The sequence below is a fragment of the Stenotrophomonas sp. 278 genome, assembly GCF_003935715.1.
Lineage (GTDB): Bacteria > Pseudomonadota > Gammaproteobacteria > Xanthomonadales > Xanthomonadaceae > Stenotrophomonas > Stenotrophomonas maltophilia_AH.
Genome location: NZ_RHPP01000042.1, coordinates 1 through 20077, shown reverse-complemented (window position 1 = coordinate 20077; position 20077 = coordinate 1). Strand labels below are relative to the sequence as shown.

Below are 20077 nucleotides of genomic sequence, written 5' to 3'. Positions count from 1 at the left end.
CTGTCCCATTCAACCCACAAGGATGTCCCAGCCATCGCCAGCGGACCCTGCCATCAGGAGTACTGCTTCGATGTCGTTCCCCCACGTTTCCCGCACTGTCTCGACCCTGGCTGTCGCCGTCACCCTCGCCCTTGCCGCCCAGGCCCACGCCGCGGCGGATGCCGCTGCCAGCGGCAATGCCCAGCAGATGGATACCGTGGTGGTCACCGCCACCGGTGCCCAGCAGTGGATCAAGGACGCTCCCGCCAGCATCAGCGTGATCACTCGTGAGGAGATCGAGCGCAAGCCGGTCAGCAGTATCGGCCAGCTGCTGAGCACCGTGCCTGGCGTGACCGGTGGCTATGCACTCTCCGGCGCACAGTCGAAGATCCGCCTGCGTGGCCTGCCCGAGCAGTACACCCTGATCCTGATTGACGGCCGCCGCCAGGGCAGCTCGGCCGGCGTGAACTACCGCGACGACCTGGGTCCGCAGGATCTGAACTGGCTGTCGCCGGACATGATCGAGCGCATTGAAGTGGTGCGCGGGCCGATGTCCTCGCTGTATGGCAGCGACGCCATGGGCGGCGTGATCAACATCATCACCCGCAAGATCGCCACCGAGTGGGGTGGCTCGGTCACCTTCAACTACAGCAAGCCCGATGCGGACGACCGTGGCAACACCACCCAGATGGGCGCACTGTTCAGTGGTCCGCTGACCGAGAACCTGGGCGTTCGCGTCGGCGCGAACGTCACCGACCGCGAGTCCGATCGTGGCGCACGCCAGACGCCCGGCAACAAGGCCGAGAATGCCAACGTGCTGTTCAATTGGCGCATCAACGATGACCACACGGTCGGTGTGGAAGCCTCGCGCGGCGTGCAGCGCAACAGCGGCGCGGGTGAGGTCAGCAGCTGGGGACTGTCCAAGCTGGTGCAGACCGGCTACGTGCTGACGCATGACGGCAAGTACGGCGATGCCACCACCTCCAAGACCACGCTGGTGCAGAACGACTACGAGGACAAAGGCAGCGAGGTCGGTAACCACTCCAAGGAGACCGTGTTCGATACCGCCTTCACCAGCGGCTTCCACTGGGGCTTCGAGCACAGCCTGAACGTCGGCGGTCAGTGGAAGCGCGAGGAGCTGGAAAACAGCGACACCATCGGCACCGTGCCGGTGACCTGGACCGGCAGCGGCCGCATCAGCCCGACCAGCGAGGCGGATTCCTGGGCACTGTTCGCTGAAGACCACATCACCCTGCACGAGCGCTTCATCCTCACCGTTGGCCTGCGCTGGGACAACACCGAGAACTACGACGACAACCTCAGTCCGCGTATCTACGGTGTGTGGCATCCCAGCGATGCGTGGACCATCCGTGGTGGCATCTCCGAAGGCTTCCGCGCGCCCAACCTGAAGCAGGGTACCGCCGGCGCGGCCACCCAGTCCGGCGGCAACGGCTGCCGCGCGCTCACCGTGGAAGGCTGGAGCAGCACCTCGGTGAACGCCGACGGCACCCGCGGCTGCTACATGGCCGGCAACCCGAACCTGGAACCGGAAACCAGCACCAACTACGAGCTGGGCGTGGGCTTTGACAGGAACGGCTGGTCCGCGTCGGCGACTTACTTCCTGACCAACTTCGACGACAAGATCGAGCAGGTCCCGCTGTCCCAGATCCCCGGCCAGACCACCAGCTTCGTCAACGGCTACTGGTGGACGGTGGCACAGAACGTCCAGAAGGCCCGTACCCGCGGCGTGGAGGCCAGCGTCACCGTGCCGCTGCACGAGCGCCTGAGCTGGACCACCAATGCCACCCGCATGCTGGAGTCGAAGAACCGCACCACCGGGGCCACCTTGCTGGTGGTGCCGGAGCTGACTGCAAACACCTCGCTGGACTGGCAGGTGACGGATGCGTGGTCGTTGAACCTCAGCGCCCAGCACATCGGCAAGCAGCTGGTGTCGGCGACCAGTTCCACATTTGCGAAGGCGTACACCACGGTGGACCTGGTGACCGGGTTTGATGTGAACGAGAATCTGACGCTGCGTGCGGGTGTGCTGAACCTTGGGGATGTGTCGACCATCGACGAAGGCAACAACTACGACGGTGGGGCGCGTACGTTCTTTGTGGGGGCGACCGCGCGGTTCTGATTGCCGGTGCCAAGACGGTGGCGGCACGGATGACGTGCCGCCATGCCGGTTCCGCAGCCGGATGCCTGTGCGGGAGGGGTAGAGTCGGTCGACAGACGACTGCCGATAACGGTGATCTGCGCGACGAACGCATGATCTTCAACGCGGAAGCGCGTGGTTTAGTCAAGGGTCACTCGCTAAAGCACTGGTCATTGCCATCGGCGGTCGACTATCGTCCGACCCTACCAGCGGCAGTCCCGGCCAAGACCAAAACCCAACGCTTCAGGCCTTCATCCGCGCCACTGCACCACACCGTCCTCGAATCGGAGGGACCGGACTTCCTGCACCGTTCCATCCTCCATCACGACCGACCACTGCCCGTCAAAATCCAGACCGAGATCGGCATGGGCCAAGCCAAGCTCGGCCAGCTTGGCCTCCCAGCGATCCTCTTCTTCGTCTTCCGGCAGGTCCAGCGCTTCCAAGTGCTGGTCGAAGGTGCGGAAGCGCGTCACACGCTCCAGTGTTTCGCCCACAGCGACGTCATTGAAGTGTGCGGTGGCGGTGAACCACGGCGTTTCCTGCCGCAGGTTCTGGAGCGTGGCCACCGCGACGTCATTCAGATACAACAGGATGCTCTGGCTCATGCGGATGCCTTGGTAGCGTCGGTCGACAGACGACGGCCGGTAACGATGATCGGCGCGGCAAACGCATGACCTCTGACGCAGAAGCACTCCCCGTTCAAAGGTCATGCGTTACAGCAGCGATTACCACCACGTGCGGTCGTCTATCGACCGACCCTACCGCACCCCACGTCGCACCGGTAGTGGCGGCCGCTGGCCGGCACCGCAGTCACCCCTTGGCAGCAAACGTGCCATGGAACCCCAGCGGCACCGCATACGGCAGCCATGCCTGCGCCAGCGGGCCCTCCTCAATCCGCTGCGCATCCAACACCGCGATACCACTGCGCTGATTCGCCGAATCCAGCAGCGTGCCCACCAGCCAGCCATCGTCGGCCTTGCGGCTGCCCGGGCGCGGCACGAACACGTGTTCTTCGGCCAGGATATCGGTGCCGTAGCGCCACACCTGGCGGCGGCCACGGTCGACGTCAAACCCGGCCACGCCATTGAAGTAGGGTGCACTGTGCTCGCCCTGGATCACCGGGGTGTACAGGCGAGCGCCCTTATCACCCACGGTGCGGCTGTCGAACATCGGGAACTCGATGCCATGGATGCCGGTCTCCTCCCAGCGCGCGGCACCGCTGCGCAGGTCCAGATGCAGCTCGAGCAGGCTCGCGTCTGAGTTGGCGGCATGCGCGGCGTCGCCTTCCATCGCCGCCTTCATCGGTGAACGCGCTTCGTCGATGTCGTCATGCCGCACCGTGCGCATCACGATGCGGCCGTTCTTCTCGTAGGCATCACCGAAGTGATAGGCCGCAGTGAATGTCGCCTCGAACCAGCGTGCGGTGTCCGGCGCTGACTTCGGCACCACGGCAATCTGGCACGGTCGCTGCCGCGCGAACTGCATCCGTTCGAAGAACGCGCCCCCACCCTCCTTGCGATCAAACGGCATCAGCATGAACACCAGGTGCGAGTCCGTCATCGCAAAGGCATGCATGTACCCCAGGAAGGGGGTATCAACCACACTGGCCGAGCGCAGCTGCCCGTCCGCGCCGATGTGCCACACCAGCAGTCCGGTGCCGCCCAGCAACGAGATGCTGCCGAAGTTCCACACGCTACCATCGCGGTCCACCAGCGGGTGCGCCGAGAACGGTATCGAAGCCAGGTCTGACCGCCAGGTGGTGGCACCCATCGTGCCCAGTTCCTGCGGGTCCATCTCGAACGCCGAGCCCGCTTCGCACAATGCGAACAACCGGCCATTGACCACCATCACCGAGGTGTTGGCCGCGTTGGCGTCGTCGTTGTTGCGCACCGCCTGCCGGTTCGGCACGTCGGTGCCCGCCGCCGGATACAGGAAGCGCCCGGCCTTCTGCTCGCGGGTGAACTTGGGTGTCTGCACCATCTCGCCGCGATGGGTAAGCGTGCCGTTACCGTTGAACTGCCAGCCGTGCACCATGCCGTCGCCGTCGAACCAGTGGTCGTAGCGGAAGCCGTTGCGCTCCTTCCAGGCCGGGCCGTTGCGGTACAGCGTGCCGGCGAACCCGGTCGGCAGACGGCCCTGCAGGTCCACCGTGGCCGGCCCCAGGCTTTCGCTGGTAACACTGCGCCAGCCGGTCAGCCAGGGATGCTGGTCACGGGCAGCGGCGAAGGCGGCGGCATCACCGGCCAGTGCCGGCGCGGCGCGCAGGGCGACGCCGCCGATGGCGGCTGTGGTGGCAACAGACAGCAGCGACTGCAGGAAGCGGCGACGGTCCATGGTTCGAGCCTCAGCGCAGAATGATGGAAATGGTGGAGCCTTCAGCCGGTACGTGCACCCGCGCTTCTTCGAAGGTGGGCTTGCGCATCAGCTGCGGGTTATTGCTGAAACCGTAGCCCTCCACCGGAATGCCAAGCATGTTGGTATCCAGCTTGCCGTTGTCGTTCTGGTCGTGGGTGACCAGCACCGCGTAGTCACCCGCAGGCAGGTCCTTGAACACCAGGTGCACCTTGTCCGCCTCGGCCTTGAGCGATTTCGCCTGCACCGGCTTGGCCTGGTTGTTCCAGCCGGCCGGGCCGTCCACTACCGCCACGTGCAGGGTGCCGGTGTGGGTGAATACATCCTGCAGATCCACCTGCAGGTCGCCGGCGGAGGCCGAGGTCGCCACCAGCAGGCAGGCGTAGGGGAGGCAGTTGAACAGGGTACGGCCCATGGTGCGGACTCCGGTTGGGTGTGTGGAGCCAGTCTGCGCGGCACGACCGGCCCAACCCATGCCCAGTGGTCATCGATCCGCAGTGCCAGAAGTCACTTTCTGTCCCACCCCCATTGCCGAACCGGGCAGCGGGCGGGCAGCATGCGGCCATGTCCTCCTTCCTGCGCAACCTGATCAGCCCCCTCAGCCTGGCCGGCCTGCTGACCATCGTGGCGGTTGGGCTTTCGCTGGGCGTGGCCACCCAGGGCGAGCAGACGCTGCGCTGGGCGGCGCTGGGCGTGTTCATGGTGCTGTTCGTGGTCTACGACCACCTGCCCGTGCGCTCGCGCTGGCGGCTGGTCAGCGATGTGCTGCTGGCGCTGACCGCGCTGGCGCTGGTGTGGCTGGAACCGCGGGTGGGCACGCTGCCCGTGCTGCTGGTGGTGCTGATTGCCCACCTCGCCGAGCATTGGCCGGCGCGCATCGTGCTGGTGTCTGCGCTGGTGGTCAATGTGTGTCTCTACTTCGCCCTGCGCACGGGTGGAGCCAATCATCCCTTCCTGGTTACCACCATTTACGCCGGCTTCCAGGCGTTCGCCGCGCTCACCGCGCATTACGCCCGCAGCTCTGAACTGGCCCGCGAAGCGCTCGCCCGGGTCAACGCCGACCTGCTGGCCACCCGTGCCCTGCTCGCCGACAGCGCGCGCGATGCCGAGCGTCTCCGGCTGGCGCGCGAACTGCACGACGTGGCCGGTCACAAGCTCACCGCCATGCGCCTGAACCTGCGCGCCCTTGCCAGCGACGCCAGCCCGGCCACACGCGAGCGTGTGCAGCTGGTGGAGCAGCTTTCAGCCGAACTGCTGGGTGACATCCGTCAGGTGGTGCAGAGCATGCGCGACGAGCGCGGGCTGGACCTGGCCACGGCGTTGCAGGCGCTGGCCATCCCGTTCCCGCGCCCGGATCTACGCGTGCATATTGGCGAACAGGTACGCATTGCGAACCCACTGGTCGCCGACGCCGTGCTACGGCTGGTGCAGGAGGCGTTGACCAATGCCGCCCGCCATGGCGATGCGGATACCGTGTGGTTGAACATCGACAAGGAAGAGCACAGCGTGCGTATCGACATCCGCGACGACGGCCAACGTGCCGAACGCATCCGTGAGGGCAATGGCATCACCGGCATGCGTGAGCGACTGGCTGCGGTGCAGGGGCAGCTGGAGCTGGCACGCACCGATGCCGGTGGCATGCATCTGACCGCAAGGCTGCCGACATGAATGCAGCACGCGGACTGCGGGTGGCGCTGGCCGACGATCAGGCGCTGGTACGGGCCGGCCTGCGCGCCCTGTTGCAGGGCCTGGGCATCCAGGTGGTACTGGAGGCCGATGACGGCCAGGGGCTGCTCGACGGCCTGGTCCACCAACAGGTGGATGTGGTGCTGAGCGACGTCCGCATGCCCGGCGTGGACGGCATCACCGCTACACGGCAGCTACGCGAGCGTGGCGACGCCACCCCGTTGCTGCTGCTTACCACCTTCGACGAAAGCGACCTGTTGCTGCAGTCCAGCCAGGCCGGCGCGCAGGGCTTCATGCTCAAAGATGCCGCGCCGGAGGATCTTCACGAGGCGATTCTGAAGGTCGCTGGCGGGGAGACCCTGCTGCTGCCGGTGAGCACCGACCCGGTGCGGGCACGCTACCGCTTCCATGACGAAGCCCCGCCCAGCGATACCTTTGGCGAAAAGGAAGTGGCAATTCTGCGGCTGCTGGCCGGCGGGTATTCCAACAAGGAAATTGCCCGCACGTTGTTTCTGGCCGAGGGCACGGTGAAGAACTATGTCTCCACCATCCTGGACAAGCTGGGCACGCGTGATCGCACGCGGGCGGTGTTGAAGGCGATCACGCTGCGGATCATCTGAGACGCGCTGTTCCGGCGTCGAATCGCAGACCGTGCTGGAACTGCGGGAACAGTGGAATCTGCGGGATCTCTTGGGATTGCGGAAACCTTGGAACTGGTAGGGTCGGACGACAGTCGACCGCCGATAACGGTGATCTGCACGGTAACGCATGACCATTGAACGGAGAGGCGTTTCTTCGTTTGGTGGTCATGCGTTACCGGGCGTTGGCAATTCCACGGCGGTCGTCTATCGACCGACCCTACCGCGGTCCCGGTTTCGGTCCCGGTTTCGGTTTCAGTCCCGGTTTCGGTTTCGGTTTCGGTGTCGATGTCAGCACATCGCAGCCTCAGTGCAACGTCAGCGTGGCCTGCAGTCCGCCGCCTTCGCGATTGGACAATCGAAGCCGCCCACCCAGCGCCTGCGCCAACTGCAGCGCAATCGCCAGCCCCAGGCCGGTGCCACCCGTGCTGCGATTGCGCGAAGGTTCCAATCGGGCAAACGGCTGCAACACCTGTTCAAGCTGGTCCTCAGGGATACCGGGGCCACGATCAAGCACATCGATGTGCACGACACCGTCCTCCACCCTCAGCCGGGTCTCAGCATCGCCGGCATAGGCAAGCGCGTTGTCGATCAGATTCTGCAGCACCCGCCGCAGCACCGGCGGATGGGTGTCACGCAGCGCGCTCTCTGATGCCTGCAGTCGGACGTCACGCCCGGCATCCTGATAGTCATCCACCACACTGTCGAGGAATGCCCGCAGATCCAAGCGCACCGGCGCATCCAGTGCAATGCCGGTGCCGCGCGCATAGTTCAGCCCATCGCGGACCAGCTGGCTGACGTGGTCGATATCGCGCATCAGCTTGTCCTGCGTATCCCCTTCGTCCATCGCCTCCGCGCGCAGGCGCATGCGGGTCAGCGGCGTCTGCAGATCATGCGAGATCGCCGCCAGCAGTTGGGTACGCTCGGACACGTGCGCGGCGACACGCGTCTGCAGGGCGTTCAATGCCTGCGCCGCCTGCATGACTTCGGTCGGACCGTGCTCCGGCAGTGCTGCCCCCCGGCCGGCCGGGTCCATCTGGCCGGCCGCCGTGGCCAGGCGCGCCAGCGGCCGTGTTGCCAGTCGCACCGCCGCCGCCACACAGACCAGCAACAGCAGCACCTGCAGTGCCAGTACCCACGGCAGCCAGGTCGCTACCGGCATCAACGACGGCGTGACCTCGATGGTGAGCGGGCTGCCATCACGCAGACTCAGCTCCACCTCATAACGTTCGGGTACCCGTGACACCGCACGAGGCCGCAGATCGTACTCGCGCCCAAGCGCATCGTGGATCAAGGCAGTCACCTGACGCGCCCGCACACCATCCAACGCGACACCCGGCTGCGCCGGGCGCAGCAGATAGCGATAGGTCCGCCGTTCCAGACGGGGAATCCATGCAGCGCGCTCGGCCGCGGGCAGGCGCTCCAGCAGCGCCACGCTCACCGGTACGTCCTCATACAGGTTGCGCAGCATCATGCTGCGCGTGGCATCCATGCGCTCCTGGAACAGCAGGGCAAAAGACAGCGCATGCGCCAACAGCAGCCCGACGCCCAGGATCAGCAGCAGCCGCATCCACAGCGTGCGCGGCAGCAGATGCCAGGGTCGGGCCGGCATGCTCATGCGCGCTCGCCGATCAGCACGACCGACTGGCTGAACACATAGCCTTCGCTGCGCACCGTCTTGATGTAGGTCTGCTCACGCGCGCCATCGCCCAGCCGCTGACGCAGCCGGCTGACCAGCAGGTCGATGGAGCGATCGAATACGTCGGCATCCCGTCCCTGGGTGAGGTTGAGCAGTTGGTCGCGGCTGAGCACCTGCTGCGGGTGGTCGATGAACACCCGCAACAGGCGGAACTCGGCCCCGCTCAGCGGATACGCGGTATCGGCGGTGTCCAGCAGGTGGCGCGCGGTGGTGTCCAGCCGCCAGTCACCGAAGCCGATCAGCCGGCTGGCTTCAGAGACCTGCAGGTTGGGCGGCAGCATGCGCGTGCGGCGCAGCACGGCATTGATGCGGGCCAGCAGCTCCCGCGAGGAAAATGGCTTGGTGAGGTAATCGTCCGCGCCCATTTCCAGGCCGATGATGCGATCGGTCTCGTCGTCGCGCGCGGTCAGCAGCAGCACCGGCGTCGCGCGGTGCCGGCCGGCGCGAAGATTACGGCACAGCGACAGGCCGTCCTCGCCGGGCATCATCACGTCGAGCACCACCAGGTCGATATCGGCGGTGTCCAGCGTGGCCTTCATCTCGCGCCCGTCAGCCGCGAGGCTCACCCGCAGCCCATTTCGCAGCAGGTAGTCGCCCACCATCTGGCGGATGTCACGGTCGTCATCGACAACCAGGATGTGATCGGTGTGGGTGGACATGAAGAACGCTCGGCCGTCGTCAGGATGGGGACTCATGCCCCGTGGCGCTGATGTTAGCGCCCCTGTGGCAGGCACTGGGACCGGCGCAGGTCGCTCTTTGTACCAAAGTGTGTACGAAGCCTGCCTGGGTGCACTCGGAGACAAAAAGCCGGGTTGCAGGACACCCCGTGGATACGCGCAGGGCGCGGAATGTGCCCAACGCCGGCGAGCCCGCCGGCAGCCACCCGAGGACCCTTCATGAGTACTGCAGATTCCAGCATTCCCAAGACCGCCCTGGTATTCGGCGGCTCCCGCGGCATTGGTGCCGCTATCGCCCGCCGGCTTGCCCGGGAAGGCTACCGTGTCGCCCTGACCTACGCGTCCCGCGCCGACAAGGCGGCCGAGGTGGTGGCTGCCATCCAGGCGGACGGTGGCCACGCCATCGCCCTGCAGGCAGATGCCGCCGATGCAGACGCGATCAGGGCTGCCGTTGCCGCCGCTGTCGATCAGCTCGGTTCCTTAAGCGTGACGGTAGTAAACGCAGGCATCTACCAGGGCAGCCCGCTCGAATCGTTCCCGCTGCAGACGCTCGACCAGATGCTGGCAGTCAACGTCCGCGGTGTGTTCGTTGCCATCCAGGCCGCATCGGCACAGATGGAGAATGGCGGCCGCATCATCACCATCGGCAGCAACACCGCGCAACGCAGCGGCGTGGCCGGTAGCGGCGTTTACGCAATGAGCAAGGCCGCCGTGGCCGTGCTGGTGCGCGAGCTGGCGCTGGAGCTGGCCCCCCGCCGCATCACCCTCAACAACATCCAGCCCGGACCCATCGAGACCGACATCACCGCCGGGTTCCTGGACAACCTGGTCGCGCGCAGTCCCTCCGGCCGCGTGGGTCATCCGGATGAAGTCGCCGCGCTTGCCGCGTGGCTGGCCAGCGCCGAGTCCAGCTACATGACCGGAGCCAGCCTGACCTTGGACGGTGGCTTTTCGATCTGATCGCCCCGCCTTTCGATACAAACCCCCGCCCCATCCCTGATCTGGAGCCCTACACCCATGAACGCACTCGATACCGTCCTTTACACCGGAAAGACCCACACCCGCGGTGGCCGTGACGGCCACGCCCGTAGCGACGATGGCCAGCTGGATATCGTCCTTTCTCCGCCCGGCAGCCCGCGTCCCGGCACCAACCCCGAGCAGCTGTTTGCTGCAGGGTGGTCGGCCTGCTTCCTGGGTGCCATGGGCTTCGCCGCGCGTGCTTTGCAGGTCACGCTACCCGCGGATGCGGCGGTGGATGCCGAAGTGGATCTGGGCCAGAACAGCACGGGCTACCAGTTGCAGGCGCGGCTGCGGGTCCACCTGCCCGGGCTGGACCGTGCCACCGCGGAAGCCATCGTCGAACAGGCGCATCGCACCTGCCCCTATTCCAAAGCCACGCGCGGCAACATCGATGCGCAGATCGAAGTGGGGTGATCACCATGAAGAAACTACCCGCCATCGTCACCTTGTTGGGGGCGTGTGTGTTTGCCGCCGCCTGCTCCCCGTTGGCACCTGAGGACCCGGTGCCTCCTACGCATGCTTCGCCCTCACCGCTGGCCCCGGAGTTCGCCGGCATCGAGCACTGGATCAACTCGCCCGCCCTGAAGATGGGCGAGCTGCGCGGGAAGGTCGTGCTGGTGGAGTTCTGGACGTACTCCTGCATCAACTGCGCGCGGGTCGCGCCGCACGTCAAGCAGTGGCATGAGCGTTATCGCGACCAGGGTCTGGTGGTGGTGGGCGTGCATACGCCGGAATACGGGTATGAGAAGCAGCTTGGCAATGTGCAGGACGCGGTCAAGCAGTTCGGCATCCGCTACCCGGTGGCGATGGACAACGGCTATGCAACCTGGAACGCGTACGGCAACCGCTTCTGGCCGGCGCTGTATCTGATCGACCAGGAGGGGTGGATCGTCTATCAGCACCTGGGCGAAGGCGAGTATGCGCAGACTGAGGCGAAGATCCGCTCGTTGCTGATGGGTGGGCGGTAGGGTCGGTCGATAGACGACCGCCGATGACAATCATCACTGCTGTAACGCATGACCCTCGAACGGGGGCGCGCTTCCTCGTTCGGTGTCATGCGTCCCAGTGCTGATCAGCGGTACGTGCGGTCGTCTATCGACCGACCCTACCCGCTTCGGTCATTGTTCCGGTCATTGTTCCGACACCGCGCTCAATTTCCGTCCCACCGGCAACGACCACTTCAGATTCACCCCCAGCGTACCGACCACGATCAGCCCCAAACCGGCCAATTGGATGGGGCTCAGGCGATTCCCATACACCACGTAATCCAGCAGCAACGCCACCAGCGGATACACGAATGCAATCACCGCGATGGTCGCCACCGGCAGATGCCGATACGACGAGTAGAACAGCACGTACACAATGCCGCTGTGGATGATGCCCAGCCCGATCAGCCACACCCAGTGGCCGCCGAGGTGCAGCGCGCCAGCGTCGGCGAAGCCCGCCAGCATCACCACACCCACCAGACACTGCACGGTGACCAGCGCAAACGGCCGCTCGCGCCCGATCTGCCGCGACATCAGCAGCGACGCACCACACAGCAGCGCGGCCAGCAGGGTTAAGCCGATCCCCAGCAGATAGCCGCTGCTGCCAGCCAGTACCTGCATGGGATCAGCCGACGCCGCCACACCCACGAACGCCAGCACTGTCCAGCCCCAGTCGGCGGGACGCGTGCGCTCCTTCAGCACCAGCGCGGCCAGAATCAGCATCACGAACGGGAAGCAGTGGTACACCATGGTGGCCACGCCGATCGACGACCGTGCCATGCCGGCGAACAGCGCCACCCAGTTCAGTACCAGCAGCACGCCGGAGATCACCGCGCCGCGCAGAAACACCCGGTCGCGCCACACGCCCTGCAGATGCCCGCGTGCAATCCCCCACCCCAGCAGGAAGACGGCACCGAACAGGCAGCGGTAGAACACCGCGGTGATCGGGTCCTGTCCACTCTCGTGGACGAACACGCCGACCGAACCGATCAGGATTTCGGCCACCACCAGCTGCCACAGGGCCAGCCGGGTCTGGGAGGGGGAGGACGCCTGCATGGCCGTATCCAGTTGGGGGGACGGCCAGTCTGTGCCTCCACTCGGTACCAATACAGACTCAGCTAGAATCAAATATGACCAGTACAGATGGGAGGTAGAGATGCTGCTCTATTCCGCCATTGCCGCCACCCTGCGCGACCAGATCGCACAGGGCGTGTTGCGCGCCGGCGAGCGGCTGCCGTCGATCCGTCAGCTGGCCAGCGGCCACGGCGTCAGCCCCGCCACCGCTGTACAGGCCTGTCTGCAGCTGGAACGCGAGGGGCTGGTGCAGGCACGACCGCGCTCCGGCTACTACGTGCTGGCCAGCCCGGAACCACCGCGCAGCACCGCACCTCGCCGGCGCGTGCCGCATCCGGTCGACAATCCCGCGCTGGCGCGGCTGCACGAACTGCTGGCCCGCACAGACCTGCTGGCGCTGCACAACGCCTCCCCCGCCACCGAGCTGCTGCCGGCCAAGGCGTTGGCCACCTCGGTGGCGCGGACGTTGCGCCGCAATCAGCAGCAGGCATTGGATTACGCGCCGCCGCAGGGACATGCGCCGTTGCGGCGCTTGGTCGCCCAGCGCTATGCGCGGCTGGCGACCGACGTGTCACCTGACGAAGTAGTGATCACCGCCGGCTCCATGGAGGCGATCAGCCTCGCACTGCGGGTGCTGACACAGCCCGGCGACGTGGTCATCGTGGAAACACCCACCTACCACGGGATTCTGCAGGCGGTGGCCGCGCAGGGTTTGAAGGTGCTGGAGCTGCCGCATCGCCAGGGTGGCGGGCTGGATCTGGCACGGCTGGACGTGCTGCTGGAGCAGACACCGGTGCGCGCCGCGGTGCTGGTGCCCAACTTCCACAACCCGCTGGGCACGGTGCTGACCGATGCAGACAAGCAGGTCCTGCTCGACAGCTGCGCCCGCCACGGCACCGTGGTGATCGAAGATGATATCTACGGCGACCTCGGCTGGTCCGGTGTGCGTCCACCACCGCTGCGGCACTTCGATACACGTGGACAGGTGCTGACCTGCAGCTCGTTCTCCAAGACGCTGGCACCGGGTCTGCGGGTGGGTTGGATTCTCGGTGCCGGCTGGACCGATGCGCTGGTACGCGCGAAGTACCACTCCACTGTAGGCAATCCGACGCTGCCGCAGTTGGCGCTTGTGGATTACCTGGAGCACCATGACCTCGACCGGCATCTTCGGCGCTTGCGCCAGCAGCTGGCCGACAACGCCTGCCGCATGCAGCACGCTATCGCGCGGCACTGGCCAGAGGGCACGCGGTGCAGTTCGCCCAAGGGTGGGCTTTCGCTGTGGCTGCAGTTGCCTGATGGCGGTAATGCGGATGCGCTGGCCGCCGCGGCGATGGACGAAGGAATCGGCATCTCACCGGGTGGGCTGTTCTCGAGCCGAGGCGACTATCCCGACCACGTGCGGCTGGGATGCGGCATGGTGTGGGATGCGAAGCTGGAGCAGGCTGTGCGTCGGTTGGGAGAGTTGGCTTTGGTACGCAGGTAATGGGGACTTTGGAAATCTGGGTCTTTGGTGTAGTGACGCTATCCGTCAACCCATTGCCGCAACACTTCGAACTTTCCCTGCTCGCGCCGCAGGATCGAAATACATCCATCTTCCTCGGGAAGGCGCACGCGAACCACCTCTTCAATCCATTCCTCGGAGTACGCGGTACCTTCCTGGGTCTTGAACCAGGGATTCCACCAGATGTCGTAGCTTGGAAGCATCGTTCCAAGCTCATATCTGATACAGAAGACCGCGAGAGGATTTTCCCTCAGCTCAATACTCGATGCGTTCTTCCAGAAATCGGGGAAACTCTGAGCAGAGATGTTGGATGCAAACGCGACGGCGTTGTCGACATCCTCAATCGCCTGATCGATGCTCGCCTGAGCGGCGGCCAGCCGGGCAGGCATTGGACTTGAATCGTCGTACTCGACGTAGATCATGATCCTTCCATGCTGGAACTCACAGACCTTTGGATTCTGCCCCGGGCCGTTCCAATGGCCATACATGGAAGCTGGACTTAGCGATATGTTCATGTATTCCTCAGTCAATCACATCATCACTCAGGCGGTAGCTGGTGCGTTCCATCAACGCGGAGGAGCGCGCCACTTCGCTTGAAGGTATCTCGTTACCGGGCTGATCGTTGTTGTTGGCAGTCGTCTTGCGACCGACTCTACCATTCTCCCGCCTAGGCCCTTCAACCGCAGGCAATGGTGGATGTTCCGCGATTCAAGATCTGCCCAAGCTGGGACGGGGGGACGACTATCGCGGATCACCGGGTGGGTTGTTCTCGAGCCGAGGCGACTATCCCGACCACGTGCGGCTGGGATGCGGCATGGTGTGGGACGCGAAGCTGGAGCAGGCCGTGCAGCGGTTGGGAACGCTCGCTGCGAAAGCGGTACAGCCATAGCGAGTGCACGCTTTGGTAGCGTCGGTCGACAGACGACGACCGATAACAACCATCAACGCTGGGACGCAGGACTCCCGCTGGGGTAACGCGCTTCTCCGTCCAAAGGTCACTCGTCACCGTGCCGATCATTTCCATCGGCGGTCGTCTGTCGACCGACCCTACCGCCGTTCCTCTCCGCCAGCTGGTTCGTAGCTTCAGGGTCCCGGTCTGGCATGATGCCTCCAACCCAACCCACGTCCCGGAATCACCATGAAGGTCCACTTCGTCATCCATGAGTCCTTCGAGGCCCCCGGGGCCTACCTGCAGTGGGTGCAGGACCGCGACCATACCGCCAGCTTCACGCACCTGCACGGCGGCGATGCCCTGCCGGCGGATGCCAGCCAGCACGACATGCTGGTGGTCATGGGTGGTCCACAGTCCCCTTCCACCCCGCAAAGTGAGTGCCCGCACTTCAATGCCCACGCAGAGGTGACGTTGATTCGCTCGTTTGTCGACGCCGGAAGGCTTGTAGTCGGCGTCTGCCTGGGCGCGCAGCTGCTCGGTGAGGCGTTGGGTGGGCAGTACGAACACAGCCCGGAGAAGGAGATCGGCAAGTTCCCGATCACGCTGACACCGGAAGGACGCACCAACCCGAAGTTCACCGGTTTCGCCAACGTGCTGGAGGTGGGCCACTGGCACGGCGACATGCCCGGGCTGACGTCAGACGCGAAGATCATCGCGTACAGCGAAGGCTGCCCGCGCCAGATCATCGAGTACAGCCCGCGCGCTTACGGCTTCCAGTGCCATATGGAGTTCACGCCGGAGGTGGTGGAGATGCTGATTGCAGCGTCCACGCAGGAGCTGGCCACGCTGCGTGACCGTCCTTTCGTGCAGCAGGCCGACGTGCTGCGCGCACAGGACTGGTCACAGATGAATCAAGCGCTGTTCGGCTTCCTGGACAGGCTGGAAGCCGAACGCGCTTCCTGACGGACGCCTCATCCAGACCGGTTTTTCTGCTCCGGTAGAGACGGTCGTAAGACGTCTGCCGATAACACTCATCGGCGCTTTAACGCATGAAGCCCACCGAGCGAGCGTCCATCAGGAAACGCAGCGTCGACCCTACCGGTAGATTTCCCGCAACACGAGTATGGCAATTGCCAACAGCGCAGCCCATGCAAGCAACCCCACCAGTGCGCAGGCACCTTCCGACGGCTCCTTCTTCGGCCGCAGCGTCACCAGCACGACATGACCAGTGCCCTTGATGATGGCCTCGAAGAAGATGTCCACGAATACGTAGATCACGAAGCGGAACAGACCGCCGAGCAAGCCGCCTGCGATGTCGTCCAGTGGCATGTGTGCTCCTTATTCCGGCGAGGTCTGGTCAAGCAGCCACGCCAGCACTTCCTGATGCAAGGCTTCGACCTCGCGGGGCTTCATTCCGCTTCCCAGGCTGTGCAGCATGCCGGCAACCTCGCGGTAGCGGAATACCACGCCGGATTCCCCCATGCGCTCGGCCAGTTTGCGTGCGGACGCCACCGGCACCGAGCCATCCCGCTGCCCATGCACCACGAGCAGCGGAGCGGCAAGATCACGCAGGATGTTGGCTTCTACGGCATCCAGGCGACTGGCCCAGGCAGCGTAGGTGTTGGCCTCGCCCATCCAATCGCGCCCGGGCACCGGCTGCGCGCGAATCTCGTCCACCTGCCTGCGCAATGACTCTCGGCATTCAGCAGTGTCGGCTGATGTGGCGCACACCATGTCCTCCATTGACTCAGCCATGGGAATACCGCCACCAGAGCCCACCAGGGCAACCGCCTGGGTCTGCGGGTAGTACGACGCCAGCTGCGCACCGATTCGCCCGCCGTCGGAGAATCCCCAGACCAGCAGTTCGCCGTTCCACCATTCCGCGTGGCGCCGCAGGTACTGAAGCGCGCGCAGGTGGTCTGAGACTCGCTGGTCAATGGTGTAGTACTGCTTGAACTCCCGGCTGCAGGCGAAGGCCGGGCCGATCTCAATATCGCCGTTGGCGTTCTTCTGCGGAATAGTGGGGCCAGACTTGTCGACGATGGCCACAGCGTAGGGTGTTTTCGTGCTGCCACGATGCAGTAACCACTGTGCTGTTCCATCCTCGGTAGACGATATACACAGAGAGCCGTCGATGTAGATCAGCAGCGGAACTTTGTCCTGGGTGGCGGGACGCAGGTGGACGTCCAAAAGAGAGCCGTCCAGCCTTGCTATCTTCAGGTGGTCCAGTGGACCCGAATCGCTCGCGTTGGCCAGCCACGAAGTCGTGGATAGAAGCACAATGGCACTGAAACGCGCCCAGCGAGCCAGACGTCCTTGAGCGGGCTGCACGGCTGTTCTCTTTCCATGAAGTAGTTCAGGGATGATGCCGTTATCGGCGAGGCCGGGCAAGTTGGCCCAACTCAGCGTGTCGCAAATCTCCCCAGCACCCACGTGGCACCCCGCCATACCACCAACCGGCTGACCGCCGAGATGAGCATGGGCACGCAGGCCACGATGGCGGGCAGCACCGGCCCAAACACAAACGTCATGCCCAGGACGAAGCCGAACAGGTACTCCGCCCGGTACACCGGCAGCACCACGCTGGCGGCAAGGATGCCCAGCATGACGTTCGTGGCAGCGGGCTCGCCACCGGTAACGAAGGCCGTCGAAAGTGCCACGCCAGCCAACAACGCCCCGAGGCAGCCGGCCACAGCCGGTGGCAACGAACTGGGTTTGGCCCGAACCCGCCGGGTCACTACCCAACCCGCCAGCGCACCCAGCAATGGCAGGACCACCAGTCCCCAGTCATTGGAGATGGCGGGAAGCGTCGCGTCGTTGAGCAGATGGTGCCGCTGGATGCCGCCGTGGGTGTGCTCCCAGCCCAGCTGTGCCATTACTGCGAGCATGGCCAGGACCACGGCGCACGGCAGTAACCAGGTGAGTTTCTTCGTGGCCATCATCAAGTCCTTTGGTAATGGGGGTCATCCCATTCCATGATGGCCAGCGCGCGCACCGCGCTGCAAGGTGAAAGGCGGCACCGTGACCAATGGCGGCCCACGGTGCACCGGGGTCAGATTTCCCGCAGCACCGGGTAGGTCCACTCGGCGATTCCGTGCCGTGCCACGCCGGTTTTGCAGCAGGTGCGCCGCCGGGACTCAGGCATCCAGACACCAGTAAGGCGGCGTGCCGATCGCCTCCAGGATGAACGCCGACACGGTCTGCACCTTGCGCGAGCGCATCTTGTTCTCGGGCGACAGCATCTGCAGGTAAAGCTGGTCCGGCTGGGTGGAGAACTGCCACTGCGGCAACAGCTTCACCATGTCGCCGCGCGCGAAGGTCCCGTTGTCGAACATCCAGTCCGGGAACAGCACGATGCCACGCCCGGCGACGGCCGCCGCCAATAGTGCTTCCGCATTGTTGCTGCGTAGCGGACCGGTGACGTTGAGCACCTTCAGGGGCTGATCGTCGCCGGCGTTGACGTACCAACGCTGCATGCCGAGCTGCCCTTTGTAGACCAGGCAGCGGTGCTGCAGGAGGTCCTCCGGCGTCTCAGGCACGCCGTGTTCCGCGAGGTAAGCCGGGCTTGCCACCACCCGGTGACGGTTGGGCGAGATCACCTTGCCGATCAACCCCGAATCCACCAGCGGGCCGATGCGGATGGTGATATCCACTCCGTCCTGCACCGGGTCGATGTAGAGGTCGGTCAGGGTCAGCTCGACCACCAGTGCCGGATGCTGCTCCTGCAGTTCGGCAATGATCGGGGCGATATGCCGGCGGCCCAGCGATTCGGGCGCGTTGATGCGGATCAGCCCGCTGATGCCGGCATCCTTGCCCTCTATCTGCTCGGCCGCTTGATCCAGTATCTCCAGCGCATCACGCACCTGGTGATGGAACAGCTCGCCGGCCTCGGTCAGGCGCACGGCGCGGGTGCTGCGATAGAGCAGCTGCTTGCCCAGTTCCTTCTCCAGCGCGGCGATGAAACGCGACACCGACGAGGCTGGAACACTGTATTGCCGGGCGGCGGCGAGGAAGCTGCCGGTGGCGGCAACAGTCAGAAAGTAGCGGAGAGCCTTGAGCTGCATGGGCGGCGGGGCACCGGTTGGTGAATTGCGATTTCAGCAATAGTGATTTGCCGAACGGCGTGATTGTAGCCCGTTTCGCAAGCCCCTAGTTTGATGGGCAGCGCGCAGCCCCCTGCGCCCCTTCCCTACTGCAGGACACCCTGATGAGCCGTTTGTTCGAACCCTTTGACCTGGCCGGCACCCCGTTGAAGAACCGCGTGGTGATGGCCCCGCTGACCCGCGCCCGTGCCGCGCACGACGCCGCCGACGAGCGCACCGCGCTCTATTACAGCCAGCGCGCGAGCGCCGGCCTGATCGTGAGCGAAGGCACGCCTATCTCGCGCGAAGGCCAGGGCTATCTGTTCAACCCGGGCATCTTCACTCCGGAGCAGATTGCCGGCTGGCGGCTGACCACCAACTCGGTGCGCGCCAACGGCGGGCGCATGTTCGCGCAGTTGTGGCACGTGGGGCGGGTGTCCCACCCCAGCATCCAGTTCGACAACCAGCAGCCGGTCAGCGCCAGCTCCAGGCAGGCGGTGGGCGCACAGGCATTCGGCTTCAACGCACAGGGCGAAGCAGCACTGATTGAAACGCCGGCACCGCGCCAGCTGGAGACCGCTGAGATTCCGCGCATCGTGGAAGCCTTCGCACAGGCTGCCGCCAACGCCATCGAGGCCGGTTTTGACGGCGTGGAAATCCATGGTGCCAACGGTTACCTGCATGAGCAGTTCCTCAACCCGTTGGTCAATGACCGCACCGATAGCTACTCCGCAGCATCGCTGGAAAACCGCGTGCGCTTCACCCTTGAGGTGATTGATGCGGTGGTGGCGCGCATTGGAGTCAAGCGCACTGCGATCCGTCTCTCGCCGTACGGCCAGCTGTTCGACATGCCGCTGTACCCGGAGATCGAAGCGACCTACACCGCTCTTGTCCGTGAGATCGGCAAGCGTGAACTGGCGTATGTGCACCTGATGGACCAGTCGGGCTACAAGATGGGCGACCGGCCGGCCGACGGCAGCAGCGAAGGCGGCTTTGAAGGCCTGCTGCACAGCCTGAAGCCGCACCTGCCGAAGACGGCGTTGATTCTGGCCGGCGGCATGACCCGCGAACGCGCCGAGCAGTTGATCGACGAAGGCGTGATCGATCTGGCCGCGTTCGGTGCCAGCTTCATCAGCAACCCGGATCTGGTGGCACGCTTGAAGAACGGTTGGCCGCTGGCCGCGCCAAAGCGCGAGTCGTTCTATGGCGGTGGCGCGGAAGGGTATATCGATTATCCGGCTTACGCTGAGGCGTAACGGAGGCGGCCCTGCACTGCGGAAAGTGCTTCACGCGCGACCTGATTGACCGTGCCTGGGGGGGCAGACCGAAAGTT

The 20077-nt window shown here is 64.9% G+C and carries 20 protein-coding genes; 9 read left to right on the top strand and 11 right to left on the bottom strand.

The window, feature by feature from the left end:
• Positions 1-70 precede the first annotated feature (70 nt).
• Complete coding sequence (locus EGJ34_RS09180; RefSeq protein ID WP_125360190.1) at positions 71-2119, top strand: TonB-dependent receptor; 2049 nt, start codon at positions 71-73, stop codon at positions 2117-2119.
• A 269-nt stretch (positions 2120-2388) separates the two neighbouring features.
• Here the strand turns inward: EGJ34_RS09180 and EGJ34_RS09175 are convergent, their stop codons facing one another.
• The 3 genes from EGJ34_RS09175 to EGJ34_RS09165 form a co-directional block, all read right to left on the bottom strand.
• Entirely contained in the window at positions 2389-2742 is a 354-nt protein-coding gene (locus EGJ34_RS09175) for a hypothetical protein (RefSeq protein WP_125360189.1), read from the bottom strand.
• Between the two features lie 205 nt (positions 2743-2947).
• Entirely contained in the window at positions 2948-4471 is a 1524-nt protein-coding gene (locus EGJ34_RS09170) for a carotenoid oxygenase family protein (protein ID WP_125360188.1), read from the bottom strand.
• A gap of 10 nt (positions 4472-4481) precedes the next feature.
• Positions 4482-4904, bottom strand: a complete 423-nt coding sequence (locus EGJ34_RS09165; RefSeq protein ID WP_125360187.1) for a DUF2141 domain-containing protein — start codon at positions 4902-4904, stop codon at positions 4482-4484.
• A gap of 149 nt (positions 4905-5053) precedes the next feature.
• Between EGJ34_RS09165 and EGJ34_RS09160 the strand changes: the two genes are divergently transcribed.
• Both EGJ34_RS09160 and EGJ34_RS09155 read left to right on the top strand, forming a co-directional pair.
• Positions 5054-6157: a sensor histidine kinase gene (locus EGJ34_RS09160; RefSeq protein ID WP_125360186.1), complete on the top strand. Its 1104-nt coding sequence runs from the start codon at positions 5054-5056 to the stop codon at positions 6155-6157.
• Positions 6154-6795, top strand: a complete 642-nt coding sequence (locus EGJ34_RS09155) for a response regulator transcription factor (protein WP_125360185.1) — start codon at positions 6154-6156, stop codon at positions 6793-6795. The genes EGJ34_RS09160 and EGJ34_RS09155 overlap by 4 nt, the downstream gene beginning before the upstream one ends.
• 325 nt (positions 6796-7120) lie before the next feature.
• On the opposite strand, the gene EGJ34_RS09145 is transcribed toward EGJ34_RS09155, so the two are convergent.
• Together EGJ34_RS09145 and EGJ34_RS09140 are read right to left on the bottom strand one after the other, a co-directional pair.
• On the bottom strand, positions 7121-8431 hold the full coding sequence (locus tag EGJ34_RS09145) for a HAMP domain-containing sensor histidine kinase (protein ID WP_125360184.1): 1311 nt from the start codon (positions 8429-8431) through the stop codon (positions 7121-7123).
• On the bottom strand, positions 8428-9207 hold the full coding sequence (locus tag EGJ34_RS09140; protein ID WP_343202943.1) for a response regulator: 780 nt from the start codon (positions 9205-9207) through the stop codon (positions 8428-8430). Before EGJ34_RS09140 ends, EGJ34_RS09145 begins: the two co-directional genes overlap by 4 nt.
• A gap of 201 nt (positions 9208-9408) precedes the next feature.
• Between EGJ34_RS09140 and EGJ34_RS09135 the strand changes: the two genes are divergently transcribed.
• Genes EGJ34_RS09135 through EGJ34_RS09125 form a run of 3 tightly spaced genes read left to right on the top strand, consistent with a single transcriptional unit; the run spans position 9409 to position 11177 of the window.
• Complete coding sequence (locus EGJ34_RS09135; RefSeq protein ID WP_185750123.1) at positions 9409-10149, top strand: SDR family oxidoreductase; 741 nt, start codon at positions 9409-9411, stop codon at positions 10147-10149.
• Between the two features lie 57 nt (positions 10150-10206).
• Positions 10207-10623 (top strand): organic hydroperoxide resistance protein, encoded by a 417-nt coding sequence (locus tag EGJ34_RS09130; RefSeq protein ID WP_125360182.1) that lies wholly within the window; start codon positions 10207-10209, stop codon positions 10621-10623.
• Between the two features lie 5 nt (positions 10624-10628).
• A complete protein-coding gene (locus EGJ34_RS09125) occupies positions 10629-11177 on the top strand; it encodes a thioredoxin family protein (protein WP_125360181.1) in 549 nt (182 codons plus the stop codon).
• Positions 11178-11339: 162 nt separating this feature from the next.
• Here EGJ34_RS09125 and EGJ34_RS09120 read toward each other — a convergent pair whose 3' ends face one another.
• Entirely contained in the window at positions 11340-12251 is a 912-nt protein-coding gene (locus EGJ34_RS09120; RefSeq protein ID WP_125360180.1) for a DMT family transporter, read from the bottom strand.
• Between the two features lie 100 nt (positions 12252-12351).
• On the opposite strand from EGJ34_RS09120, the gene EGJ34_RS09115 reads away from it, so the two are divergent.
• The gene (locus EGJ34_RS09115; RefSeq protein WP_125360179.1) at positions 12352-13752 is read left to right on the top strand and encodes a PLP-dependent aminotransferase family protein; all 1401 of its coding nucleotides are present in this window, start codon (positions 12352-12354) and stop codon (positions 13750-13752) included.
• 38 nt (positions 13753-13790) lie between these two features.
• Here EGJ34_RS09115 and EGJ34_RS09110 read toward each other — a convergent pair whose 3' ends face one another.
• The gene (locus EGJ34_RS09110) at positions 13791-14192 is read right to left on the bottom strand and encodes a hypothetical protein (RefSeq protein WP_125360178.1); all 402 of its coding nucleotides are present in this window, start codon (positions 14190-14192) and stop codon (positions 13791-13793) included.
• A 716-nt stretch (positions 14193-14908) separates the two neighbouring features.
• Between EGJ34_RS09110 and EGJ34_RS09105 the strand changes: the two genes are divergently transcribed.
• Positions 14909-15625: a glutamine amidotransferase gene (locus EGJ34_RS09105; protein WP_125360177.1), complete on the top strand. Its 717-nt coding sequence runs from the start codon at positions 14909-14911 to the stop codon at positions 15623-15625.
• A 132-nt stretch (positions 15626-15757) separates the two neighbouring features.
• On the opposite strand, the gene EGJ34_RS09100 is transcribed toward EGJ34_RS09105, so the two are convergent.
• From EGJ34_RS09100 to EGJ34_RS09085, 4 genes are all read right to left on the bottom strand, one after another.
• Positions 15758-15991, bottom strand: a complete 234-nt coding sequence (locus EGJ34_RS09100; RefSeq protein ID WP_125360176.1) for a hypothetical protein — start codon at positions 15989-15991, stop codon at positions 15758-15760.
• Positions 15992-16000: 9 nt separating this feature from the next.
• Positions 16001-17053: an alpha/beta hydrolase gene (locus EGJ34_RS09095; RefSeq protein ID WP_185750122.1), complete on the bottom strand. Its 1053-nt coding sequence runs from the start codon at positions 17051-17053 to the stop codon at positions 16001-16003.
• Between the two features lie 11 nt (positions 17054-17064).
• Positions 17065-17601, bottom strand: coding sequence for a hypothetical protein (locus tag EGJ34_RS22175; RefSeq protein WP_185750121.1), 537 nt, complete (start codon positions 17599-17601; stop codon positions 17065-17067).
• Between the two features lie 198 nt (positions 17602-17799).
• The gene (locus EGJ34_RS09085; protein WP_125360174.1) at positions 17800-18726 is read right to left on the bottom strand and encodes a LysR family transcriptional regulator; all 927 of its coding nucleotides are present in this window, start codon (positions 18724-18726) and stop codon (positions 17800-17802) included.
• 143 nt (positions 18727-18869) lie between these two features.
• On the opposite strand from EGJ34_RS09085, the gene EGJ34_RS09080 reads away from it, so the two are divergent.
• Positions 18870-20000 (top strand): alkene reductase, encoded by a 1131-nt coding sequence (locus tag EGJ34_RS09080; protein ID WP_125360173.1) that lies wholly within the window; start codon positions 18870-18872, stop codon positions 19998-20000.
• Positions 20001-20077: the final 77 nt, after the last annotated feature.